This is a genomic window from Roseibium alexandrii DFL-11 (genome assembly GCF_000158095.2).
GTDB lineage: Bacteria > Pseudomonadota > Alphaproteobacteria > Rhizobiales > Stappiaceae > Roseibium > Roseibium alexandrii.
Genome location: NZ_CM011002.1, coordinates 4,772,224 through 4,796,761, shown reverse-complemented (window position 1 = coordinate 4,796,761; position 24,538 = coordinate 4,772,224). Strand labels below are relative to the sequence as shown.

Annotated in this window: 23 protein-coding genes; 7 read left to right on the top strand and 16 right to left on the bottom strand. The window is 56.3% G+C overall.

Going from position 1 to position 24,538, the window contains the following annotated elements:
- Nucleotides 1–45 precede the first annotated feature (45 nt).
- A complete protein-coding gene (uraH, locus tag SADFL11_RS22195) occupies nucleotides 46–399 on the bottom strand; it encodes a hydroxyisourate hydrolase (protein WP_040450967.1) in 354 nt (117 codons plus the stop codon).
- A 266-nt stretch (nucleotides 400–665) separates the two neighbouring features.
- Nucleotides 666–902, bottom strand: coding sequence for a hypothetical protein (locus SADFL11_RS22190; protein ID WP_040450968.1), 237 nt, complete (start codon nucleotides 900–902; stop codon nucleotides 666–668).
- Between SADFL11_RS22190 and SADFL11_RS22185 the strand changes: the two genes are divergently transcribed.
- Entirely contained in the window at nucleotides 901–2,328 is a 1,428-nt protein-coding gene (locus SADFL11_RS22185; protein WP_008195879.1) for a uracil-xanthine permease family protein, read from the top strand. The genes SADFL11_RS22190 and SADFL11_RS22185 overlap by 2 nt on opposite strands.
- 467 nt (nucleotides 2,329–2,795) lie before the next feature.
- Here the strand turns inward: SADFL11_RS22185 and bhcD are convergent, their stop codons facing one another.
- The 4 genes from bhcD to bhcA form a co-directional block, all read right to left on the bottom strand.
- On the bottom strand, nucleotides 2,796–3,761 hold the full coding sequence (gene bhcD, locus SADFL11_RS22180) for an iminosuccinate reductase BhcD (RefSeq protein WP_008196854.1): 966 nt from the start codon (nucleotides 3,759–3,761) through the stop codon (nucleotides 2,796–2,798).
- A 63-nt stretch (nucleotides 3,762–3,824) separates the two neighbouring features.
- On the bottom strand, nucleotides 3,825–4,988 hold the full coding sequence (gene bhcC / locus SADFL11_RS22175; protein WP_008192433.1) for a 3-hydroxy-D-aspartate aldolase BhcC: 1,164 nt from the start codon (nucleotides 4,986–4,988) through the stop codon (nucleotides 3,825–3,827).
- A gap of 22 nt (nucleotides 4,989–5,010) precedes the next feature.
- Entirely contained in the window at nucleotides 5,011–5,982 is a 972-nt protein-coding gene (gene bhcB, locus SADFL11_RS22170; RefSeq protein ID WP_008195124.1) for a beta-hydroxyaspartate dehydratase BhcB, read from the bottom strand.
- Entirely contained in the window at nucleotides 5,979–7,169 is a 1,191-nt protein-coding gene (gene bhcA, locus SADFL11_RS22165) for an L-aspartate--glyoxylate aminotransferase BhcA (RefSeq protein WP_040450969.1), read from the bottom strand. The genes bhcB and bhcA overlap by 4 nt, the downstream gene beginning before the upstream one ends.
- A gap of 170 nt (nucleotides 7,170–7,339) precedes the next feature.
- Between bhcA and bhcR the strand changes: the two genes are divergently transcribed.
- Complete coding sequence (gene bhcR, locus SADFL11_RS22160; RefSeq protein ID WP_008197308.1) at nucleotides 7,340–8,194, top strand: HTH-type transcriptional regulator BhcR; 855 nt, start codon at nucleotides 7,340–7,342, stop codon at nucleotides 8,192–8,194.
- Here bhcR and SADFL11_RS22155 read toward each other — a convergent pair.
- The 7 genes from SADFL11_RS22155 to SADFL11_RS22125 all read right to left on the bottom strand — a co-directional run bounded on the left by SADFL11_RS22155 (nucleotide 8,172) and on the right by SADFL11_RS22125 (nucleotide 16,014).
- The gene (locus SADFL11_RS22155) at nucleotides 8,172–9,074 is read right to left on the bottom strand and encodes a heparin lyase I family protein (RefSeq protein WP_040450970.1); all 903 of its coding nucleotides are present in this window, start codon (nucleotides 9,072–9,074) and stop codon (nucleotides 8,172–8,174) included. The genes bhcR and SADFL11_RS22155 overlap by 23 nt on opposite strands.
- 134 nt (nucleotides 9,075–9,208) lie before the next feature.
- A complete protein-coding gene (locus SADFL11_RS22150; RefSeq protein ID WP_040450971.1) occupies nucleotides 9,209–9,934 on the bottom strand; it encodes a uridine monophosphate kinase in 726 nt (241 codons plus the stop codon).
- A gap of 86 nt (nucleotides 9,935–10,020) precedes the next feature.
- Entirely contained in the window at nucleotides 10,021–11,313 is a 1,293-nt protein-coding gene (locus SADFL11_RS22145) for an amidohydrolase family protein (protein WP_008196977.1), read from the bottom strand.
- Nucleotides 11,314–11,326: 13 nt separating this feature from the next.
- Nucleotides 11,327–12,271: an ABC transporter permease gene (locus SADFL11_RS22140; RefSeq protein WP_008190643.1), complete on the bottom strand. Its 945-nt coding sequence runs from the start codon at nucleotides 12,269–12,271 to the stop codon at nucleotides 11,327–11,329.
- A complete protein-coding gene (locus SADFL11_RS22135) occupies nucleotides 12,268–13,350 on the bottom strand; it encodes an ABC transporter permease (protein WP_008196597.1) in 1,083 nt (360 codons plus the stop codon). Before SADFL11_RS22135 ends, SADFL11_RS22140 begins: the two co-directional genes overlap by 4 nt.
- On the bottom strand, nucleotides 13,347–14,894 hold the full coding sequence (locus SADFL11_RS22130; protein ID WP_008191877.1) for an ABC transporter ATP-binding protein: 1,548 nt from the start codon (nucleotides 14,892–14,894) through the stop codon (nucleotides 13,347–13,349). The genes SADFL11_RS22135 and SADFL11_RS22130 overlap by 4 nt, the downstream gene beginning before the upstream one ends.
- A 112-nt stretch (nucleotides 14,895–15,006) precedes the next feature.
- Nucleotides 15,007–16,014, bottom strand: a complete 1,008-nt coding sequence (locus SADFL11_RS22125; RefSeq protein ID WP_008194111.1) for a BMP family protein — start codon at nucleotides 16,012–16,014, stop codon at nucleotides 15,007–15,009.
- A gap of 438 nt (nucleotides 16,015–16,452) precedes the next feature.
- Between SADFL11_RS22125 and SADFL11_RS22120 the strand changes: the two genes are divergently transcribed.
- The 5 genes from SADFL11_RS22120 (at nucleotide 16,453) to SADFL11_RS22100 (ending at nucleotide 22,115) form a co-directional block, all read left to right on the top strand.
- Nucleotides 16,453–17,373, top strand: coding sequence for a sugar ABC transporter substrate-binding protein (locus SADFL11_RS22120; RefSeq protein WP_008188788.1), 921 nt, complete (start codon nucleotides 16,453–16,455; stop codon nucleotides 17,371–17,373).
- Nucleotides 17,374–17,454: 81 nt separating this feature from the next.
- Nucleotides 17,455–19,023 (top strand): sugar ABC transporter ATP-binding protein, encoded by a 1,569-nt coding sequence (locus SADFL11_RS22115; protein ID WP_040452502.1) that lies wholly within the window; start codon nucleotides 17,455–17,457, stop codon nucleotides 19,021–19,023.
- Nucleotides 19,020–20,018 (top strand): ABC transporter permease, encoded by a 999-nt coding sequence (locus tag SADFL11_RS22110; RefSeq protein WP_008190248.1) that lies wholly within the window; start codon nucleotides 19,020–19,022, stop codon nucleotides 20,016–20,018. The genes SADFL11_RS22115 and SADFL11_RS22110 overlap by 4 nt, the downstream gene beginning before the upstream one ends.
- Before the next feature lie 92 nt (nucleotides 20,019–20,110).
- Complete coding sequence (rbsK, locus tag SADFL11_RS22105) at nucleotides 20,111–21,037, top strand: ribokinase (RefSeq protein ID WP_008193214.1); 927 nt, start codon at nucleotides 20,111–20,113, stop codon at nucleotides 21,035–21,037.
- A gap of 79 nt (nucleotides 21,038–21,116) precedes the next feature.
- Nucleotides 21,117–22,115, top strand: coding sequence for a LacI family DNA-binding transcriptional regulator (locus SADFL11_RS22100; protein WP_008194204.1), 999 nt, complete (start codon nucleotides 21,117–21,119; stop codon nucleotides 22,113–22,115).
- Here SADFL11_RS22100 and SADFL11_RS22095 read toward each other — a convergent pair.
- Genes SADFL11_RS22095 through SADFL11_RS22085 form a run of 3 tightly spaced genes read right to left on the bottom strand, consistent with a single transcriptional unit; the run spans nucleotide 22,112 to nucleotide 24,538 of the window.
- Nucleotides 22,112–22,813, bottom strand: coding sequence for an ABC transporter ATP-binding protein (locus tag SADFL11_RS22095; RefSeq protein WP_008197055.1), 702 nt, complete (start codon nucleotides 22,811–22,813; stop codon nucleotides 22,112–22,114). The two genes, SADFL11_RS22100 and SADFL11_RS22095, sit on opposite strands and share 4 nt — an antisense overlap.
- Complete coding sequence (locus SADFL11_RS22090; RefSeq protein WP_040450972.1) at nucleotides 22,800–23,582, bottom strand: ABC transporter ATP-binding protein; 783 nt, start codon at nucleotides 23,580–23,582, stop codon at nucleotides 22,800–22,802. The genes SADFL11_RS22095 and SADFL11_RS22090 overlap by 14 nt, the downstream gene beginning before the upstream one ends.
- Complete coding sequence (locus SADFL11_RS22085; protein WP_008196447.1) at nucleotides 23,582–24,538, bottom strand: branched-chain amino acid ABC transporter permease; 957 nt, start codon at nucleotides 24,536–24,538, stop codon at nucleotides 23,582–23,584. The genes SADFL11_RS22090 and SADFL11_RS22085 overlap by 1 nt, the downstream gene beginning before the upstream one ends.

Sequence of the window (24,538 nt, the reverse complement as noted above, 5' to 3'; positions counted from 1 at the left end):
CATCTGCCCCTGGCTTTCTCAAAGCTGAAAACAATTTCCGGTCAATCAGCTCCCGCGGTAAGTGGAGTAGCTATATGCCGTGACGAGGAGCGGCACGTGATAATGCGCGTCCTCAGACATGCCGAAGCGCAATGGGACGACGTCCAGAAACTTTGGATTCGGCAGCGAACCACCAGCGTCATCGAAATATGCTCCGACATGAAACTCGAGTTCGTACGTGCCGGTTTCGAACTCATCAGCTGGAAGAATGTGACTGTCTGTCCGGCCATCATCATTCGTCACAAGGCTGCGAACGAACACGCGGCTGTCACCCGAGATCCGGTAGAGGTCGATCTTGATCCCCTTGCCGGGACAGCCCTGGGCGGTGTCGAGAACATGGGTGGTGAGATATCCGGCCATAAGGCTCTCCTGAGAAATCATTGTTGCCCGCAATCATGCTGAGCGCAGGCTTTGTTTTGCACCAGCCGATATCCGAAAGCACCTTCTGATTTTCCGAGAAAGTCAGAAGATTGTTTTGCTTTATAAGAAAACTGACAGCAATCGTTAGACGGGTCAGAGAACATGCCTGGATCCCCGGATCACTCTTCCGGACGGAAACTGCAGGCTCCGGTCGCCAATAATCCGGCAACCGGCTCAGATTTTACGAGCGCCATTATGTTTGGGCATCACGGCGCGCTGTCCCCATCGACCTTCACCACAACGATCAGAAAAGACCTGCGCACGGTTCTCTCAGGTTCCGGGCGAAACAGGCCGCAGACATATTCACGACCTGCTGAGCCGGGAGGGCTGGCAGCCACATCTGTGGGGATCACACCAAACCTGGTTTGAGATTCACAAAAGGGATGATCCCGGTCCATCAAACGAGACAGGGACATCCGATCGACCTTCAGAGGAGAAACCATGAGTAACGCATCGATCGGATCGCCGGAGCAATTGCGCGATCCCAACTATACTCCGCCTTTGGCAAAGGCAATTCCGCTCGGGATCCAGCACGTCCTGGCCATGTTTGTTTCAAATGTCACACCCGCGATCATCGTGGCTGGAGCCGCCGGTTTCGGCTTCGGGTCGAATTCGCCCGATTTTCCCGAGCTTCTTTACCTGATCCAGATGTCGATGCTGTTTGCCGGTGTGGCGACACTGCTTCAGACCATTACCTTGGGCCCGGTCGGCGCAGGGCTGCCAATTGTACAAGGCACATCCTTTGCCTTCCTGCCGATCATGATTCCGCTTGTCGCCGGAAAAGGCGTTGACGGGCTCGCAGCCGTCTTTGGCGGGGTTATCATCGGCGGCATGTTCCATGCGGTACTGGGTCTGTTTATCGGAAAAATCCGTTTTGCCCTACCGCCGCTTGTCACAGGATTGGTCGTTACCATGATAGGTCTGTCGCTGGTGAAGGTCGGGATCCAATATGCCGCCGGCGGAGTACCGGCCATCGGCACTCCGGAATACGGGTCTTTGCTCAACTGGTCTGCGGCGCTGGTGGTCATCTTCGTCACACTTGGACTCAAGTTCTATGCCAGAGGTATGCTGTCGGTTTCTGCAGTGCTGCTGGGCCTGATTGCAGGTTACATTTATGCCCTAATGACCGGGATGCTGACTTTCGACACCATTGCGTCTTCCTGGTCAAATGCCAGTGCATTCGCCCTGCCGCAGCCTTTCAAATACGGGTTTGAAATCTCTGCAGCTGCGGTCATCGGCTTCTGTCTCATGGGCTTTGTTTCGGCAATCGAAACCGTGGGCGACGTAACCGGGATTACAAAAGGCGGCGCAGGCCGCGACGCAACCGACAAGGAAATTTCCGGTGCGACCTACGCCGACGGTCTGGGCAGCACGGTCGCCGGTTTGTTCGGCGCATTTCCGAACACATCCTTCAGCCAGAACGTCGGCCTGATCGCCATGACCGGTGTCATGAGCCGGCATGTGGTGACGTGTGGCGCTGTCTTCCTGATTATCTGCGGGTTGGTTCCAAAGGTCGGTGGTTTGATCCGCACCGTCCCGATTGAGGTTCTTGGCGGCGGCGTCATCGTCATGTTCGGAATGGTTGTCGCTGCGGGTGTCTCAATGCTTTCAGATGTAAACTGGAACCGCCGCAACATGGTGATCTTCGCGATTGCCCTGACAATCGGACTGGGCCTTAAGCTGGACCCGGGCGCCCTGCAGCATATGCCAGATACGGCCCGGATCCTGCTGACGACCGGGCTTCTGCCTGCAGCAGCGATCGCCATTGTCCTCAACCTGATCCTTCCAGATGAACTATCCGAGGAAGCGACCGAAGAAGTCTCTGGCGGCATGTCCGGTCATGGCAAAGGGTCTCTACCGGCGGAGTAATCCGAGTGCGTCAGATCCTACGAAATCGATTGGGGCCGCTGTTGCGGCCCTTTTCTTTTTGGGCACTCAACATTTCAGAGAAACCGGCTAAACCCTCGGCTGAACCGCATTACCACAGACCGTTGACGACGGCCCCGGATCAAGTCCGGGGCGGCACAGCGCAAGCGTCAAACACCTGCTCATCAAAAACAGCACACGAGCGTAGAGAACTGACGATAGTTATAGGTTTGCACTGTTACTGTGAAACTATATGCCGCCGTCCCGGCCTCCGAGCCGGGACCTGCCAACCCACACCATACAATCCTGATCACTACGCCACGGATCGGTATCCGGGGCAACAGACCCAAGGTTAGTCTTTTTCTGACGCTGCGGGTGCAAATAAAAGTGCCTATGGAAAACAAAAAAGAGAGCCAGCGTTTCCGCCGGCCCCAGGCAAGGTTCTTGGAATTATGATTGGCAAAACGCGTTTAGAAGTCGACCGAGATGGCGATGCCTTTTTCGACCGCCAAATCGACAACTTTCGACGCCACAGCAAGATCCTGAAGACCGACACCTGTACCGTCGAAAAGAGTAATTTCATCCACTGACGTCCGGCCCTTATGATTGCCGTTGATGACAGCCCCTATTTCGTTGATGTCGCTCTCGGAAATCAGACCGCTTGCGACAGCGTACTGGCACTCTCCAATCGTGGAGCTTTGAGCAACTTGATCCGTGAAAACGGTGGCCTTGGCAACAAGTTCGGCTTCCACTTCCTGTTTGCCTTTGGTGTCCGTTCCCATACAGGCGAGATGCGTTCCAGGCGTGACCTGTGAGACTTTCAGGATCGGATCGAAGCTGGATGTGATGGAGATGATCACATCGGCTTCCGCCCCCAGGCGATCTAGATCCACGGCTTCAAATGGCAGGTCAAGTTCAGCGGCCGTCTCTTCCAGCCGGGACAGCATTTCCGGATGCAGGTTCCAACCGATCACCTTCTCGAAAGATCGCTGCTCGACAGCTGCTCGCATCTGAAACGCGGATTGATGACCCGCACCGATCATGCCTAGAACCTTGGCATGCTTGCGTGCCAAGTGCTTGATCGAAACCGCAGAGGCGGCCGCTGTCCGCAATGCGGTCAACAGATTGCCGCCGACGACAGCCTTGGCCTTGCCGGTATCCGCATCGAAGAGAAAAACCGTCGACTGGTGGTTGGTCAGACCCTTGTCGGCATTGCCTGGCCAGTACCCGCCGGACTTCAATCCCAATGCCAGAGATGACCGGTCAAACCCGGATTTGAAGCCATAAAGGGCATCAGCGTGCCCGATCGCCTCTCGGATAACCGGAAAATTATAGGCAACCCCGCTCGACATGGCAGCGAATACGCTTTCGACCGCTTCAAAAGCTTCGGCACGACCCAGAAGGGCCGCTATTTCTTTTTCAGGAACAATGATCATAGGTGTCTCCACAAAAAAGGCTGAGCCCACTTGGGGCTCAGCCAAATCGAACAACGTGATGGATCAGTAAGCCTTGCCGCGGGCAGAGACCGGCCAGACCGTCTCGACCTTGCCATGGCGGACCCCAACGTACCAATCATGGACATTGGCCGTCGGGTCGCAGTGACCGGGGACGAGCTTCAGCTTTTCGCCGACTTTCAAGACACCATCCGGATCGGCAATCACCCCGTGCTCGTCGGAGCATTTGACGTACTCAACATCGTACCGGCCAAAAATAAACGGCAGACCGCTGTCGACGGACTGGGCTTTCAAACCGGCATCGCAGATCGCCTTATCGGCCTTTGCGTGGCTCATGACCTGGGTAAGAATGAAGAGGGCATTCTCCCACTCGCCCTGATCAATGCGGTTACCGTCCTTGTCCAGGACCCGGCCATAGTCCGCATCCATGAAAGCATACGACCCGCACTGCAGCTCGTTGTAGACACCTGAATTGGATTCAAAATAGTAAGACCCAGTGCCGCCACCGGAGACCAGTTCCGGCTCCAGACCGGCGGCCTTCAGGCCCTCGACCGCGTCCTTGACCATGGCAATGGCAACGTCGAGCTTCTCCTTGCGCGCCTCGTATGTATCGAGATGCTGCATGGCCCCCTGATAGGCCTGAATGCCGGTGAATTTCAGCCCTGGCGCTGCATCAACAGCGTTTGCGATTTCGACAACTGCGTCCGTTGTTGTGACACCGCAACGGCCGGCACCGCAGTCGATTTCAATGAAGACTTCCAGCGTCGTCCCAGCCTCGACTGCTGCTGCCGAGAGCTCAGCAACATTGTCGATATCATCGACGCAAACCAATGTACGAGCGCCGAGCTTCGGCAGCTGGGCGAGGCGTTTGATCTTCGCCGGGTCGCGCACCTGGTTGGACACGAGAACATCCTTGATGCCGCCGCGTGCAAAAACCTCGGCCTCGCTCACCTTCTGGCAGCAAACGCCAACCGCACCGCCCAAACGTTCCTGCAATTTGGCAACGTCAACGGACTTGTGCATCTTGCCGTGCACCCGGTGGCGCATGCCATGGGCCTTGGCATAGTCACCCATCTTCTTGATGTTGCGCTCCAGCGCGTCAAGATCGAGCACCAGGCACGGCGTTTGGATGTCTTTTTCGTCCATCCCCGGGACAGCCGGAACGTGGTACCCAACCTCAAGTTTTTCAAATCCAGTTATTGCGTTCATCAGTTTGATCTCCGAAACGGCTTCAAAGGGTCCAAGGGAGTTTGTTCAGGTCGACGTTGCCGCCGGTGATGATGACACCAACACGCTTGCCCGCGAAGATGTGCTTGTTCTTCAAGATTGTCGCGAGCGGCACGGCGGAGGATGGCTCCATGACGATTTTCAAGCGCGCCCAGGTCAGCCGCATCGCCTCGACAATCTCTTGCTCGGAAGCCGTCAAGACATCCGATACGTAATTGGAGACGAAGTGCCATGTCAGATCCTTAAGCGGCACTTTCAGGCCATCGGCAACGGTTTTGGGAGCATCGTCCGCGATGATGTGACCGGCGCGGAGGCTGCGCGCGGCATCGTCCGCCTGTTCCGGTTCGGCCGCGAAGATCTTTACCTCCGGTGCCAGGTTGGACAGGGTCAGGCATGTTCCAGAGACCATCCCGCCGCCGCCAATCGGCGCAATCACCATGTCGAGACCATCAGTCTGCTCCATAAGTTCCTTGGAACAGGTTCCCTGCCCGGCAATCACGCGTGGGTCGTTGTAGGGATGGACGAATTCGGCGCCGGTCTTTTCCTCCACTTCGGCAAAGACCGCTTCGCGGCTGGAGGTTGACGGTTCGCACTCCGTGATGATGCCACCATAGCCGCGCACGGCATCCTTTTTGGCCTGCGGTGCTGTATGCGGCATAACCACGTGACACGGGATGCCACGCCGGCCCGCTGCATATGACAAGCTGAGGGCATGATTGCCCGAACTGTGTGTGGCAACACCTGATTTCGCTGTTTCTTCATCCAGGCCGAAAACCGCATTGGAGGCACCGCGCACCTTGAAGGCACCTGCTTTCTGAAAATTCTCACACTTGAAGAACAGCTCAGCGCCGGTCAGATCATTCAAGAAGGAAGACGTCAGAACCGGGGTGCGATGCACGTGCGGCTTGATCCGTTCATGCGCAACCAGAATGTCTTCCAGGGTTGGGACGTAAGAGTTCAGGGCGTTGGTTTTCATGCAGCCTCCTTTGAGGAAACGGCCTCCTCGGTGCGGTAGTAGTCTTGAGCCGCGGCAACGCCTGAGCCCAGTTTGATGGAAAGACCCAGGTCCGCCATGACCATTTCCGCTGTTGCCAGACCAGAGAGGGTCATGACGTCGGTGAGGCTTCCGAGGTGCCCGATCCGGAAGACCTTGCCGGCCACTTCCCCGAGGCCAACGCCAAACGCAACACCGTATTTCCCGGCTGCATGGGTGATGATGTCCGTGGCGTTGAAGCCCTCAGGGGTTCGAATGGCGCTGACCGTGTCGGAATAGACATCGCGGGATCCCGCACAAAGCTGAAGCCCCCAGGCATGGACGGCAGCGCGCACGCCTTCTGCGATGCGATGGTGCCGGGCAAACACATTGTCGAGGCCTTCAGACAGCAGCATGTCGCAGCTGTGTTTCAGGCCGTTAAGCAGTCCAACCGCAGGTGTGTAGGGGTAAGCATTGACCGCATAGGATTTCCGCATGTCGCGAATGTCGAAGAAGGTCCGCGGCAGTTTCCCCTGGTCGACGGCGGCCTGCGCCTTCGGCGACAATCCGACGATTGCAAGGCCTGCCGGCAGCATGAAGCCTTTCTGCGATCCCGTGACAGCGGCATCAACGCCCCACTCGTCCATCCGGAAATCCATGGAAGCAATGGAGCTGACGCCGTCGACATAAAGCAGCGCCGGATGCTTGGCATTGTTGAGCGCCCGGCGAACTGCGGCAATATCCGATTTAACGCCCGTTGCCGTCTCATTGTGCGTAGCAAGCACCGCCTTGATTTCATGATGGGTGTCTGCGGCCAAAATTTCTTCGTAGCGATCCGCGGGCAAACCAGTTCCCCACGGCGTATCAACAATCACAACGTCAAGCCCGTGACGCTGACAAAGGTCGATCCAGCGATGGGAGAACATCCCGTTGCGAGCCGCCAGGATCTTGTCGCCCGGGCTTAAAGTGTTCGTGATCACTGTTTCCCATCCACCGGTACCAGTCGATGGAAAGATGAAAACCTCTGCAAGCTCGCTCTTGAGTATCTTTTTTACCCCCGAAAGTGCCGGCTGGAGAATTTCACCAAACAGCGGTGAACGGTGGTCCAGTGTCGGCATATCGCACGCTTTGCGAAGCGCATCCGGCATGTTTGTGGGACCTGGAATAAAAACAGGGTTTTGAAAGCTCATGGCCGTTTCCTCTCACGGTTTCATGAAACGTTACCGGAACGCATCCAGAGCATGCAATTTTTTTAAAAAACTTTTTTAAAAGCAAGAAATACAGAAAAAATCAATATTGTCAGATAGATATATTTTTCATAAGATGAATTAGTTTTTCAATAATATGTAGAGACAGTCTCATGCCAGAACGCGAAAACGACTTGATCGCCGGGAGAAAGGCACGGGGGCGGCCGCGCGCTTGGGACGATAAGAGCGGTCAGAACACCATCAAATCACTCGATAGGGCGATGGCTGTTTTTGAGCATTTGAGCACGCAGTCGGGGGTTTCCTTGTCGGCGCTCTCCGACCAGACTGGAGAATCCACTGCAACGCTCTACCGGATCCTTTTTACGCTTGAAACGCGGGGGTTGGTTGAGTTCGACCAAGCCCAGCAACTCTGGCACATCGGCCCATCCGCGTTCATCGTGGGTGCCCGCTTCTTGCGCCGCACCAGTCTTGTTGAGCGGGCACGGCCAATCTTGCGGGAGCTCATGGAAAAGACAGGCGAAACCGCCAATCTCGGCATTCAAAAAGGAGATCAGGTGCTGTTCGTCAGTCAGGTGGAAACGCATGCCAGCATCCGGGCCTTCTTTCCGCCTGGCTCCTTGTCTCCTCTGCACGCATCCGGGATCGGCAAGGCCCTACTCGCCTTCATGCCCGAAACACTGTGTGAGAAAATCCTGAAGAGCTCCAAGCGGGAACGCTTTACCAGCTACACATTATGCGACGCCGGGCTCCTGAAAGCCGATCTGGCCCAAGCGCAAACGCGCGGCTATTCGATTGACGGGGAGGAAAAAAACCTCGGCATGCGCTGCATCGCAGCGCCGGTCTTCAACCACTATGGCGAGATCGCAGCCGGGTTGTCGATCTCGGGACCAACAAGCCGGGTAACAGAGAACAAAATCCAGAGCCTTGGCTCCGCCGTCATGAATGCAGCCGGGACGCTGACATCCGCACTCGGCGGAGAACCGCCTATTGAAACATCGGATCAGTGAGGCCGATGTCGGCCGCAGAAGCGCCTCTGCCGTAGCCGTTGTGGTAAGCGGTAAAGGGCACGTCAAACTCGCGGACAGTATATAGCCCAATCTTGAAGTAATAGCCGTTGACCTCTTTGTCTGTATAGCCTGTCGGTCCGTTGTGGCGGATGAACTCTTCCCAGACGCCGTTTATGCAAGCCACATCGGCTGGTAAGCACTCGCGCCGCCAACCGACAATTTCACCATCATCCTCAGGAGACCAGACGACCTTATAAGCGTATTCGTGAAACAACTCGCGTTGAAGCTCCGGCTGCGAATGCAGGATCTCGCCATCGCCCTTCTTGGATCCAAGCTTCTTGATGCGCTCGCCGTTCCAAAGGGTGACAACAAACCGACCATCCCAAAGGCGGTGAGACAAGGGCGGCCGCAGGCTTTCCTGACCTTCATTCACCCGCTCGTGCCATTGCGCCATCACCAATCGGTGCTTTGACTCCATTGGGAAATCACCGGGCAGAAGCGTTGAGAACCGATACCAGGTCTCATCCCCGTTTTTGGCAACGTGCATGTCGCGCAACTCAGCACGGGTTCCGGAAGAAATCTTTTTATCGTCAGGAGTTATCGTGAATTTGATGGCCGCGATGCTCTCTCCGGGCAAGTCAATTTCGACAAGTTCCGCGGAATTGCAATCCACGAGCCGCTTGACACTGATGTCCTTGGGAACGTCGGCCGGGTCAATATCGCATTTGATGGATTCCTCGGTGACCACGACCGGGACACCCTCGATCACGACCTCTTCTTGAGCAGCCATCGCACCACCGGCTGCACAAAACAAAGAGATAGAAACACCGGCAAGCCGAACCCAAACCGGCTGAAACCTTAGAAAAATTATGCTTGGCATTCGCAATCCACCCATCAAATACACCTGCTACTCGGCGTAGCTTTCCGGCAAGGGTAAGAACATCCCTTTGATGACACAAGCCACAACCATGACTTGACGCTTATCTGGTTGGCACTGATACAAGAAACTGGAACTCAGTAAAATTTGCTCTCAGCGTCTCGGGACACGCGAGTGCCGACAGCATCGCTGGCAACAGCGTCGACAACATCTATGCCCGTATCAACACCAATTACATGCACATGAACATTGTGCTGTTTGGCCAAGACCAGGGCCGAACGGTCCATGAACCCCAAGGAGTTGGTGATCGCGGTTTCGATAGAGAGTGTCCGATACCGCTTTGCGTCCGGTTTGGTTTTTGGGTCACTGTCGTAGACCCCATCAATACCGTTTTTCAGACAGAGAACACTGGCGCATTCCAGTTCAACGGCACGCTGGACCGAAGGATAATCTGTGGTCACAAAAGGTTGGCCGATCCCTCCGCTCAGGATGACGAGCCGGCCTTTTTCCAGATGCCGCAGCGCCCGCCGGCGGATGTATTTTTCACCAATTGCCGGAATGTCGACGGCCGACATTAACCGGACTTCAAGGTTCGATGTCGCTTCCACCTTAGCCCGAAGAAGAATGCCATTCGCAATGGTCCCGAGCATGCCAACATTGTCCGCTTCGACATGCTCAATATTCCAATCTGAGGAGCTGGTGCCCCGGAATATGTTTCCGCCACCGACAACAACCGCAACTTCGTGACCCCTTTCAGCAAGCGCAACGAGGTGAGAAGACACTCTGGAGATCGCCGCGTCAGAAAAGACACCTGCGGATCCTTCGGCGAGAGCTTCACCGCTTACTTTGACCAACAGTCTCATCGCGCCACCCCTGTCTTGAACCAAACAGGACGATGGCATCGGATGTGGCGCCGTGTGTCAACCACAGCCGCCGCAATTGGCAAGGCCTAATGTTCCTTAGGAGCGTAATCTGCCGGATTGACCAGCCCCGGGCGGCCCTCAATTGCAAGACGTGTCTGACGAGGTTCGGATGTTGCGATCACCTTGCCGGACTTAATAACTGCCAACCGGGCGGCTTTGAGCCGGATCGCCTCAATGGTATCGCGCGCTTGCAGAAGCACGAAATCCGCCTTGCAGCCCTTCTCCAGGCCGTACCCTTCGAGCCCCATCGCTTTTGCCGGATGGGTGGTCACGCAGTCATAACAATAGCGGATCTCCTCACGGCTGGTCATTTGAGCAACGTGCAGGCCCATGCTCGCGACTTCCAGCATGTCTCCGGATCCCATGGAGTACCAAGGGTCCATCACGCAGTCATGCCCAAAGGCGACGTTGATGCCATAGGAGCGCATTTCCGGAACGCGTGTCTGACCGCGCCGTTTCGGATAGGTGTCATGCCTTCCCTGAAGCGTGATGTTGATCAACGGATTTGCGATCGCATGCACCTCAGCTTCGGCGATCAAGGGCAAGAGTTTTGACACGTAGTAATTGTCCATGGAATGCATCGAGGTCAGATGCGATCCAGCCACCCGGCCCTGCAAGCCCAGTCTTTGCGTCTCATAGGCGAGCGTCTCGATGTGGCGGGACATCGGGTCATCGGTTTCATCGCAATGCATGTCGACCATCAGACCGCGCTCCGCAGCAATTTCGCAAAGTCGGCGAACGGACTTTGCTCCATCGTCCATGGTTCTTTCGAAATGCGGAATGCCCCCAACGATATCAACGCCCATATCAAGGGCTTTCAGCAGGTTTGTTTCAGCACTCGGTGAGCGGTAGAGACCGTCTTGCGGAAAAGCAACTAGTTGCAGATCGATGTAATCCTTGACCTTTTCGCGGACTTCCAAAAGCCCCTGAACGCCGGTGAGCTTGTCATCACACACATCGACATGGGTGCGGATCGCAAGCAGCCCTTGGGAGACAGCGAGGTCACAGTACTTCAGCGCCCTCTCAATCACGGCGTCGACAGTCAGGATCCCCTTCAGCTCGCCCCAGAGCGCGATGCCCTCCAGTAGCGTCCCGCTCTGGTTCATGCGCGGCAAACCGAGCGACAAAGTCGCATCCATGTGAAAATGGCTGTCGACGAAGGGCGGAGACACCAGCTTGGCAGTGGCATCGATCACCTCAGCCGCGTCAGCTGTGATCCCAGTCTCGACGGCCACAATCCGCCCATCTAGGCAAGCGATGTCGATCCCGGTCCGGCCATCCGGCAGGTTTGCGTTTTTGACGAGTAAATCAAAGGACATCGGTAAATACCTGTCAGCGTTGGCCGCGGAAATAAGGAACAAGCAGTGCGCGCGGATAATCAGCTTTCCGGGCCACCACGATCAGCGCGATGATGGACAGAATATACGGCATCATCAGGAAGATCTGTCCGGGGATGAAGCTGCCGACTTCTGTCTGAAGGCGGACTTGGAACGCGTCAAACGCACCGAACAACAACGCACCGATCAGCGCTTTTCCAGGCCGCCAGGAGGCGAAAACGGTCAAGGCAATACAGATCCAGCCACGACCATTGACCATGCCGAAGAAGAACGCATCAAAGGCCGACATGGTCAAGAACGCCCCCCCCAGCGCCATGATCGATGAGCCGACAACGACTGCGCCCATGCGCAGACCGTAGACTGAGAGCCCTTGGGATTCGACCGCCGACGGATTGTCGCCCACGGCCTGGATCGCAAGACCGAGCGGCGTCCGATAAAGCACATAGCCTGTCGCAAGAACCAGGATCAGTGCAAGAAATGTCAGCGACGTTTGTTGAAACAAAGCCGGCCCGATAAATGGCAGATCGGACAGGATCGGGATATCGAGCGGCTGAAACGCTTCAATCCGCGGCGGTGACGACACATCCGGCAGAGCAGTCCGGTAGATAAAATAACTGAGCGATGTTGCAAACAGTGTGACGCCGATCCCCGAGACATGCTGAGATAACCCCAGCGGCACCGTTAGGATGGCATGAAGCAACCCGAACAGCCCACCGGCCAATGCGGCGACAAGCACACCGCCCCAAAGCCCTGCTCCGAGCCAGACTGCCATCCAGCCAGCCATTGCGCCCGCTGTGAAGATGCCTTCAATACCAAGATTGAGCACCCCGGCCCGCTCGCAGATAAGCGCACCAATCACCCCAAAAATCAGCGGCGTGGCGATGCGCAGGGAGGCGGCCCAGAAGTTTTCGGACACAAGAATCTCGAGGATCTCGATCATTTCGAGGCCTCCTTTGCATACGGCGCGCCGACCAAGCGGATCTTGAACCTCAAGAACAAGCCGGATACGAGAACACACAAGAGCGCCATCGCAACGATCAGGTCAGCCAGATAATTGGAAACACCGGTGGCCCTGGACATGGAATCTGCACCGACAAAAATGCTGGCAATAAAGAGCGCAGCAAAGACGACGCCAATCGGCGACAGTCCGGCCAGCATCGCAACGACGATACCAGAGTATCCGAAACCTGGTGACAGGTCTGCCGTGAGGTATCCCTTCAGCCCTGCAACTTCGCCCACACCGGCAAGGCCTGCCAGCGCACCGGAGAGCAATCCGACCCGAATAAAGGTTGCCGTGACCGGGATGCCGGCATGACGGGCTGCGGACGCGTTTTCTCCAACCGCACGGATTTCAAAACCCCAAACCGTACGTTTCAAAAGAAAGTAAACGCCAAGCGCGGAAATGAGCGCAATGATGAGGCCCCAATGAATGCGCATCCGGTCCATCAGCTTGGGCAACGCGGCTTCATCAAGAATGGGTTCCGATTGCGGCCATCCCATCCCCATCGGGTCCTGCATGGGACCTTCCAGCATCATCTGCACAAAGAGCAGAATGACGAAATTCAGGAGAAGCGTCGTCACCACTTCATCAACACCTAGGCGGGTTTTCAACAGGGTCGGCCCCAACATGACCAGGCCGCCCATCAAGGCTCCAGCAAAAATGACGGCCGGGATAAGCACATAGGATGGACCGGAGAACAGGCCGGTACCGACCGCAACAGCAGCTAAAGCTCCGGCATACAACTGGCCTTCGGCACCGATGTTCCAAAGCTTTGCCCGGAAAGCAACGGCGGCGGCAAGTCCCGTCAGGATCAACGGCGTTGCGCGGGTCAGCATTTCGGTAAAGGCAAAGGCTGACCCAAAAGCGCCCTTGATCATCAAACCGTAGGCTTCAAAGACTGACAGACCTGCGAACAGCATCGGGACAGCCGCCAGAACGAGGGCGGCAACGGCGGCTGCCACGGTCACGCTGATGACTTTGGAAACGGCAACCGGACCTCTGGGTTCAAAACGGATCATGCAGCTTCTTCCCCGTCGTGCCCAGCCATGCGCAGACCGAGCTTGCCGCGATCGAGGTCTTCCGTTGGTTCTGCTTGTGAAAGATGGCCGCGATGAATGACGGCAATGCGGTCGGAAAGACGCATGAGTTCATCCAGATCTTCAGAAATGAGAATGACACCCGCACCGCGAGCACGTGCTGCAAGCAGGCGTTTGTGAACGTCGGACGTCGCTCCGACATCAAGCCCGCGCGACGGCTGGGCGGCGAGCACGACCTTGGGCTCCGTTTCGAGCGTTCTCGCCAGAACGATTTTCTGGATATTACCGCCAGACAGCAGCCGGGCCGGACTTGCCTCGCTTTGGCAGCGAATGTCATAGGCCTTGATAAGACCCTTCGCCCGATCCCGCATAGCAGAAAACCGGAGCATCCCGAACCGTTGATTTTCTGGTTTGCGGATCGCCTCAATCGCAAGGTTTTCAGACACGGTCATCGCACCCACGATGCCGTCATGATGGCGATCTTCGGGTATGCGAGCCAGACCGATGTCAATCATTTGCCGCGCAGAGACTTGCCCAAGCTCATCGCCTTCCAGCATCAATTTGCCAGCCGACACCGTCTCAAGACCGGAGATAACCCGTGCCAGCGTGGTTTGGCCATTCCCAGACACTCCGGCTATTCCAAGGATTTCACCTGCTCGTAAATTCAATGAAACATCGGAGATTGCGTCCCGACCATGCCCCGCTGCAACACCGGTCAGGACCAAAAGCGGCCCGCCTGGCGAGCCCGGCACCCGAACAGTTTCGGTTATCTCGTGCCCGACCATGAGTTCTGCCAATTCGCGTTGCGAGCTGCCTTCTGTCGGCAGATCCGCCACCTTGCGGCCTCCCCGCAAGACCGCAACACGGTGGGAGGATGCCATCACTTCTGCCAGCTTATGCGAAATAAAAATGATCCCGAGCCCATCGCCTACAAGCTTCGTCAACGTGGCAAACAGCGTCTCGGATTCTTGCGGTGTCAAAACAGCGGTCGGCTCATCAAGTACAAGAACCCTTGCATCCCGATAAAGCGCTTTCAGGATCTCAACGCGCTGTTTTTCCCCGACGGAGAGATTGGAAATGCGCGTGTCCAGATTGACCGTCAATCCGGATCTTGCCATCAGCTCGTCCAGCTTCTTGCGTGCCGGCAAACGGGCGGACTTGACGGCGGATAGAGCCTCTGTGCCCAACAGGATATTGTCGAAGGCGCTCAGGTTTTCTGCAAGAGTAAAATGCTGGTGCACCATTCCAATGCCAGCATCCAGTGCGGCATGAGGAGAGCCTGGCTCCAACTCCTCAAGAGCCCCACCTGGCCCCAAAACAAGAACCTGTCCTTCATCGGCCACATAGTGACCAAAAAGGATGTTCATCAGCGTGGTTTTGCCGGCACCGTTTTCTCCGAGAAGTGCAAGGATTTCACCTTGTCTCAGGTCCAGCGACACATCGCCGTTGGCTGTCAACGCGCCAAAGCGCTTGTTGATGCCTTCAAGCCGCAACAGGACGGGGGCATCATTTGCTGGCGGCGCCATGCCAACCTCCGGTGGTTTTTGAATTCTTGGCCGATAAGGGAGAAAATCGGCAGGTCACTGGCGGTCAAAGGTGTCGAGCCCAATGACCGCCAGATAGAACAGCAGGCGCTTTTTACATCGTGGATTTCGGTTCGCTGTCGTTCACATTGACGCGGAACAGGCCATCAAGAATTTCCTGTTCTTTTTCTTTTGCAGCAGCTACGGCATCGGTCGGCGCAAGGCTTTCATCAACAATGAAGCTGCCGCCGCCATAGCTCATGAAACTGTACGGACCAAAGTCCGCCGGTTCAAAACTGTCGGATTTTACAAGTCCGATGGCGCGGTCAATGGTCGGCTCCATGTGCCAGAGGGCCGAGGAAAGGATGGTACCGGGATAATCGGCTGATGTGTCGATCACGTTGCCGATTGCTAAAAGGCCTTTCTCCTTGGCCGCATCCGAAACACCAAAGCGCTCTGCGTACATGATGTCAGCGCCCTTATCGATCATCGCAAATGCGGCTTCCTTGGCCTTGGGCGGATCGTACCAGGAGTTGATGAAGGTCACGAGGAACTTCACGTCCGGGTTCACGGATTTCGCTCCGTCCATAAACGCGTGCATCAGGCGATTCACTTCCGGGATGGCGTACCCGCCGACCATGCCGATAATATTGGTTTCGGTGGTCGCGCCCGCGATCATGCCAGACAGATAGCTCGGCTCATGGATCCAGTTGTCGAAAACGGCAAAGTTTGGCTTCCCCGGGCCGAAAGAAGAGCCCATCAGGAACGCAGTGTCCGGATACTCTGCGGCGACCTTGCGTGCGGCCCGCTCCACAGCGAACGCTTCCCCAACGACCAGGTCCATGCCCTGCTCAGCGTACTCGCGCATTACCCGTTCGTAGTCGGTGTTGGCAACGTTTTCAGAGAAGGTGTAGGTGATGTCGCCACGCTCTTCGGCAGCTTTCAACGCCTTATCAATACGGCTCACCCATTGCTGCTCGACCGGTACGGTGTAGATCGCAGCAACTTTGATTGGGTCTGCTGCTTGTGCAGCTGACATCGGCATGGCGGCAACGGCTGTGACAGTCATTGCAGCCGCCAAAAGGCCACGGCGGACCTTTGAAAACGGTTTAACGGTGAACATCTGGAAACCCCTGGAGTGCTTTTTTAACCCCAAAAGATGATCACAAATCCGGCGTGCCCACAAGTTAAGCAGAGCCAACAAGAGCAATTTTTTTGAACAAACGGCAAAAAACCGAGCTCTTTTTTTGTGCGGTTCTGGTGAGTGCCGAACGGTTAGACAGGGAAGAATTCCGAATCCTTAGCCGTAAAATGTTTTGCTTTTCCCAATTTAACAACCGACACAGATCCAATTTGGAAAACTCATTTTCGCTCCTTGGATCAGGCACTTCTGAACGTTTGGAGCGTCCCTCAAAGAGGAAACATGATACCAGATTTTTGAATGCATTCAAAAAAATGAAACGTTTCATATTGACCTCTTTCGGGAGTCATGCTTTCACTTATGAGCCTGTTCACCTGCCAATCTGGATAGAGGGACGGCAGTCTTCTTTGGGAGGAAATAATGAAGATATTCAAGCTCGCTGCAGCCGCAGCGACCGGTCTCGCTTTGCTTGCTGGCACCGCCATGGCGGATGACAAGCCGAAAGTCGGCCTCATCATGAAATCGCTCGCTAACGAGTTCTTTCAAAACATGATGGCAGGTGCTGAAGCTCACCAGGAACAGCGCGGCGACTATGAACTTCTGGCCGTCGGCATGCAGAACGAAACCGACTTCGAGAGCCAGATCAACGCCGTCGAGAACTTCATCACGCAGGGCGTAGAAGCGATCGTGGTCGCCCCGGCCGACAGCCGTGCCATGGTGCGTCCGCTGAAGAAGGCGATGGAAGCGGGCATTGTTGTGGTCAACTTCGACGTGGCCCTTGATGAAGATGCCAAGAAACAACAGGGCATCGAGCTGGCCTTTGTGGGACCGGACAATCGCGGTGGTGCGAAACTTGCCGGTGATGCACTGGGCAAAAAACTCGGCGAAGGCGGCAAGGTCGTCATCATCGAGGGCAATCCGGGCGCGGACAATGCAAACCAGCGCCGCATGGGTTTTGAAGACTCTGTCGCCGAGTACAAACTCGACCTTCTCGACAGCCGCACCGCGCATTGGGAAACAGAAGAAGCCAACACGGTCTTCTCCAACATGCTGACCGCACACCCGGACATCCAGGGTGTAATGGCAGCCAACGATTCCATGGCCATCGGCGTGGTAAAGGCACTTGAAAGCGCTGGCCGCTCCGACATCATGGTTGTCGGTTTCGACAACATCCCGGCTGTCAGTCCGATGATCGAAGACGGCCGGATGCTGGCAACTGTCGACCAGTTTGGAACAGACATGGCCGCAAACGCCATTGATCTGGCGCTCGAAGTCGTAGGCGGTGGTGACGAACTCAAAGGTTGGGTCAGAACCCCGATCGAATTGGTGGCCGCCCAATAATCGGCCCCAAGTGCCCCCGCTTGGTCAGCCTTGAGCGGGGGCAAATCAAACTCTTCCAATTACGATATGACTGGACGCACCATGGTAGCAGCGACGCAAACCGCGGCGCACGCCCCTGCGCATTCCACACCGTTTCTATCGGTTGAAGGACTGAAGAAATACTTCGGCGGCGTGAAGGCCCTCGACGGCGTGAGCTTTTTCCTCGAACAAGGAGAAGTGCATGCGCTGGTCGGTGAAAATGGCGCTGGCAAGTCCACCCTAATAAAGATCCTGTCTGGCGTATTCCCTTATGACCACGGCGCAATTTCATTAGGCGGTCAGACATATCGCCCGCAGTCTCCGCACGAAGCCAAGGCACACGGCGTGCAGGTCGTTCATCAGGAGTTCAATCTCCTCGAGCACCTGTCCATCGCAGAAAACATCTCGATCGAGAAGTTGCCACGCAACCGGCTTGGCCTACTGGACCGGCAGGAACTCAACTCCCGCGCCCGCAAGGCGCTGGATGCCATCGGGCTGACTGATATCGATGTCAAAGCTCCCGTGAGTAGTCTTGGCATCGCGCATCGGCAGCTTGTTGAAATCGCGAGGGCACTGCAGTCCGAAAGCCAGATTTTGATCTTGGACGAACCGACCGCCACTCTGACGGAACGGGAAACCAAGCGTCTCTTCGAACTTGTCGCCCGGATCAAGGCAGACGGCGTCACTGTCGTTTTCGTGTCGCATCACTTGGATGAAGTTTTTGAGATTTGCGACCGGGTCACAGTCTTCCGGAACGGTCGCACAATCGCGACAGACCTGATCGCCGAGACCACGCCGGACGGTATTGTTCAAAGAATGGTCGGCCGCCAGCTCGCCGGAGAAATGGCCCATGACATCGAACAAAAGGACTTCGGCGCCGTCGCACTCAGTGTCCAAGATGTCTGCACTCAGGCCAATCCGTCCGACACCGGTGTATCCTTTAACTTGAAGTATGGCGAGATCGTCGGGATCGCCGGGCTAGTGGGAGCGGGCCGCACTGAGATCCTGCGCGGAATTTTCGGAATTGATGCAATCCGGTCCGGAGAAGTTCAACGGGATGGCAAGACTGCCCGGTTTTCCGGCCCAGGCGATGCCATAGCTGCCGGGATTGGCTTTGTAACCGAAGACCGTAAGGACGAAGGCCTGATCCTGGATATGCCGATCTCGGCCAACGTCTCGCTGGCGAATATGAAATCCGTGTCGCAATCCGGTCTGCTCAAATTCGCAGCTGAACGGCGTCAGGCCATGGAGGCTGGCGAAAAGCTGAAACTCAAGTATGGGAAGACGGCCGATCCGGCCTCAAGCCTTTCTGGCGGAAACCAGCAAAAAGTGGTGCTGGCAAAATGGCTTGCACGGGATCCAAAGGTCTTGTTGCTGGATGAGCCGACCAGAGGCGTCGATGTTGGCGCAAAAGCTGAAATTTACGCGATCCTGAAAGATCTGGCCCGTAATGGAGTAGCTCTGTTGGTGGTCTCCTCGGAACTTCCGGAGCTCATGACGCTGGCAGATCGCATCCTCGTTCTTTCCGAACATCAGATCCAGGGTACGCTCGAGCGGGCCGATTTCTCGGAAGAAAACATCCTTAAATTGGCCTACGGGCAAACCGAACTGGCCGGAGGAAACAGCCAATGACACTCCAGACAACAACCGAAACGCTCCCGGCTCCATCCAGATTTTCCGTCCGGACTGTTTTGCAAAACGCAGGCATCGGTCTCGCCTTGCTGGCTCTGATCATTTTCTTTTCCGTGTTCACCGAACACTTTCTGACACCGAACAACATCACCAACATCCTGACGCAGATCACCATCAATCTGGTCCTCGCTGTCGGCATGACCTTTGTCATTCTGATTGGCGGCATCGACCTGTCTGTCGGGTCGGTGATGGCGTTCGCAGCGGTCGTTGCCGGCAAAGCCATCACGCTGCCCGGTTTTGGGCCGGCAGAGGCAATTGCACTTGCGGTCATTGCCGCAACTCTGACCGGTGTGTTGTGCGGGTTCATCAACGGCGCCATCAGCGCCTATTGGGCGCTGCCATCGTTCATCATCACTCTCGGCATGTTGAACATTGCCCGCGGTGCCGCCCTGCAGGTCTCCGACGCACAAACAATCTACTCCTTCCCCTATGCCTTTGAGGAATTCGGGTCCGCCATGATCTATGGCGTGCCTGTTGTGTTCCTGGTGGCGCTGGTCCTTGTGTTCGTCGCTTGGTTCGTATTGAACTTCACAGTCTTCGGGCGGTTGCTTTACGGGATTGGCAACAACGAAGAAGCCGTGCGCCTGGCGGGGCATTCAGTGCGCCGCTACAAGATTGCTGCCTTCACCATTTGCGGATTCACGGCCGGCATCGCGGCTGTTGTCTATATGGCCCGTCTCAACATCTCCAGCCCCATTGCAGGAATTGGTTTTGAACTGAATGCCATCGCTGCGGTGATTATTGGTGGCACCAGTTTGAGCGGCGGCCGGGGTTCGGTAATCGGCACTTTGCTCGGCGCTTTCATTATTGGTGTGCTCGCAAACGGCTTGATCCTGATCGGACTGAGCGACTTCATGCGCCAGATGATCACCGGTGTGGTCATCATCTTCGCAGTCATCCTTGATCATTACCGCGCCAAATACGCCGCGACTTGATCACCTATATTTAAAGTCTCAGCGGACACACCTTCCGCTGAGGCAAAATAGTACGGTATACACAATCCGAACCCTATGAGCGGAGCGTAATTTTGAAGCCGGTTACTGTCGTTGGCAGCATAAACATCGATCTCTTCAGCTATCTCGATCGCTGGCCAAAAATCGGTGAAACCGTAATGGTCCGGGAAACCGCCAACACATTGGGCGGCAAAGGCGCAAATCAGGCTGTCGCAGCAACCAAGCTCCGTGCTAATGCGACGATGATCGGCGCAGTTGGTGAAGACGGTTTTGGCCGCGTCGCCGCGGATCAGCTTGCAGCCTTCAATGTCACCGCCGATCTGATCGAAAAACGCGACTGCGGAACGGGCATGGCATTCATCGATGTTGGGCCAGAAGGCGACAACATCATCCGGCTGGCAAGTGGTGCCAATGGTCAGATGCAGCCCGAAGACCTTGGGCCGCATTCGAACCAGTTAAACCAAAGCGGTGTCGTCCTCCTTCAAAACGAAATCAACCTGGAAACGTCATTGAAAGCCGCGGAACTCGCGCGCGGTGGCGGTGCTTTGGTTATCATGGATCCGGCTCCAGCCCCTCACCCTGCCTGGACCAAGGATGTGATTGCCGCTTTTGATGTGCTGACCCCGAACGCAAGTGAAGCTGGTGCCATCCTGGGCGCAACTCCAGAAACGCTTGAAGAGGCCCGCGACGGCGCGCGGCACTTGCGCACTTTCGGTCTCAGCGGTGCGATCATTACCCTCGGAGAAAAGGGCGTCGCCTGGTCCTTTGGGGATGAAGACGGCGTCGAACCTGCTCCGAGTGTGACCGCAATTGACACGGTGGCCGCCGGGGATTGCTTTAACGGTGCGCTGGCAACTGCGCTCTCAGAGGGTGCCTTAATGCGGTCCGCGATACGATTTGCTATGCATGCAGCAGCCCTTGCAACCACCCGAAAGGGTGCATCGGCTTCCCTGCCGACCCGAGACGAGGTCGACCGGTTCTACGCGCCCGACCTGGTGTAGTGCTGGCCTGAAAGAGGCAGTAAAAGGAACAGCAGCCCGCAGTTGGCTGCAGCTAAGCTATTTAGGGAGAAGCCTGTCCATGCCGACCATAAAGGATGTCGCGCGCAAAGCCGATGTGTCGGTCGGGACGGTTTCCAGGGTCCTCTCCAAAAACGATACGGTCAAACAGCCGCTCAAACTGCGGGTGCAGGCAGCCATGGACGAGCTTGGCTACAAGCCCAATTTAGCAGCCAGGGCACTGCGCACAAACAGTATCGATGTCATCGGACTGGTGGTTCCGGATATTACCAACCCGTTCTTTGCGCAACTTGCCAAGGATATCGAAAAGGAAGCCGCCAGCCGCAGCCATTCGGTTATGCTGGCAAATTCGGATGATGATCTGGAGACCGAAAAGATCCAGATCGCGGCCTTGCTGGACCGCTCCGTGCGCGGTGTCATCGTTGTCGCAACATCAGACAGCAACCATCCTTACGAAGCCGATGTTCCAATCGTGTCGCTTGACCGCCGACTTGGTGACCATGCACTGGTCAGCACAAACCATTTCGACGGATCGGGCCAGATTGCAGATCATCTCCATCAGCTTGGCCATCGGCGGATTGCCTATATCGCCGGACCGGACACCATGGATGTAGCCCGCCGCCGCCGCGAAGGATTTGTTACCCGGATAAAGACACTCTCAAGACCTGATGATCCGATCAAACTGACAATCCACGCAGGCCAGTTCGATTATGATTCAGGTGAAGAGGTCTGCCGGAAGTTACTAGCAGAAACAGCCGACAGTGATGATCGTCCAACCGCAATTGCCGCAGCCAGTGATCAGCAAGCGATTGGTGTCTTGCGAGCCGCACGTGACTTGAAACTAGATGTCCCTGGTGACCTGTCCGTTACCGGTTTCGACGACATCTCGCTGGCAGCTCTTGTCGTCCCAAGGCTGACGACCATCCGCCAGCCGACCGCTGCCTTGGCACGCTCCGTGATCGATCGGATCTTTGAACCCGCAAAAGCCACCGGAGACGAAGAAATCTCCGGTGATCTCGTCATGCGGGAATCGACGGCAGCTCTTGACCGATCTGATTAAATCCCGAGATAGGCTTCACGGATACGCGGATCTGCGATCAGTTCATCCGAGGGGCCAGCGAGCGTGATCCGGCCGGTTTCCATGACATAACCTCGATCTGCGATCTTGAGAGCGCCAAAAGCGTTCTGTTCAACCAGCAGAACGGTCACTTCCTTTTCCCTCAAGGACTTCACCACATCGAAGATTTGCGCGACCAAAAGTGGCGCCAGCCCCATCGAAGGTTCATCCAGCAACAGGCAATGCGGCCGTCCCATCAAGGCACGGGCAATCGCCAGCATCTGTTGTTGCCCACCGGAAAGGCCGCCCGCCGCGAGATTCCGCTTTTCCCGCAGGATTGGGAACATCTGGAAGGCGTCTTCCATGTCCTTTTCGACCCGATCATCAGTAAAAAGGAAGGCGCCAAGACGCAGGTTTTCTTCAACCGAAATGTTCGTGAAAATCTGCCGCCCCTCCGGCGACTGCGACAATCCGCGTTTCAAACGCTTGTACGCCGGTACGGTTGTCAGCGCATCGCCGCGAAACCGGATGTCTCCGCCGGTGACGGATTGCGTACCGGACAAGCATTTCAGCAAGGTGGTCTTGCCCGCTCCATTGGCGCCGACCACAGTCACGATCTCTCTGGATGTCACCTCCAGATCGATCCCGTGCAACACCTCGATATGACCATAGGCCGACCGCAGACCCTCAACCGTCAGCATGGGCGGGCTCCTCTTCCGTGCCGAGATAGGCGGCGATCACATCCGGGTTCTTCGAGACGTCCTCTGGTGTGCCTTCAGCTATTTTCTCGCCGTGATCCAACACCACTATGTGATTGGAGATCCGCATCACCATTTTCATATCGTGCTCCACGAGCAGGATCGCGATGCCGGACTTGGCGAGCTCCGCAATAAGCTCATCGATCTCTTCTGTCTCGACCGCATTGCAGCCGGCTGCCGGTTCATCCAGCAGAAGCACCTGCGGCCCAACGGCCAAGGCACGCGCGATCTCAAGGCGCTTTAGCGCACCATAAGAAAGGTTCCCGGCTTCTTCCTCGGCAGCCTTTGACAGATGCACCTTTTCAAGAAGCCGCAACGCTTGCTCGCGCACTTCCGCAGACCGCCGCCGGGCAGCTGGCAACGACAACAGGTCTGCCCAAACAGACGGATTTTCCGTCAGATGAAATCCGGCGACCACATTTTCGAGAACCGTCATTTCCTGGAAGATCTGCAAGTTCTGAAAGGTGCGCGTCAGGCCCCTTTTCGCCAGGATATGCGGGGCCTTGGAGGTCACGTCCGCCCCGTTTAGTTTCACGTGTCCCGCATCAGGCAAATAGACACCAGAGATCATGTTGAAGAGGGTCGTTTTACCAGCCCCGTTCGGACCGATGACCGATACGATTTCACCCGGTTTGACTGAAAAACCGATATCATTGACGGCGCGCAGCCCGCCGAAACTGATGCCAAGGCCGCTGATTTCGAGAATGCTCATCAGACACCCCTCCATCTGATACGCGCTGCAAGGGACGGCAAAAGACCAAGCGGCAGGAAGATCATCACTAGGATCATAACGAGGCCAAGCACCAGATGCTCATAGTCGTGGAACACGGTCAGAATCTGCGGCAAGAGCGTCAGAACAGCTGCGCCGAATGTTGCACCGAGGACCGAGCCGACACCACCGAGGACAGCCATGGTGACCATTTCCACCGAGTGCATGAAACCCGCGACATCCGGTGTGATGAAACCGTTCTGCAAGGCCAGAAGCGAGCCGCCGACCGATGCGTAGACAGCTGAGATAATGAACGCTTGCAGCTTGAAACGCGAGACATCAATGCCGACAGTTTGCGCGGCGGTCTCTGACCCGTGCAGGGCCCGCATCGCCCGCCCGGTCGCGCTTTGGTAAAGGTTGAGCGCGATCCAGATCCCGGTCAAAAGCGCGGCCGCATTGAAGATGTACCAGAATTCACCGCCAGACAGCCGAAGCCCCATATCCCTTAGGAGTGGGCGCAAACCAAGACTTGGAACCGCCATTCCATCCGGGCCACCTGTCAATCCGCGTTCATTGGAGAGCACCATGGAGACCAGAATGCCAAACCCGAGCGTTGCAACGCCGAGATAGTACCCCTTCAACCGCAAAATCGGGCGGCCGATCAGCAGCGCGAGCACAGCAGAAATCGCAGCGCCGAGCAATATGGCCAGAACCGGTGGAATGCCGAGATGGACAGGCGCCAAGGCACAGGCATAAGCGCCAATCCCGGCGAACCCTGCGTGCCCCAGACTGATCTGACCGGCGTAACCGATCAGGATCACCAAGCCGACGACGGACAAGGCATTTACGAATACAAGCGCGCCAACGCGGTAGTAGTAACCGGACGGAAAAAAGGCTGGCAGGATAAGAATGATTGCAGCCAGGATGGCGAGCTGAACCCATTTGTTTTTGAGTGTCAT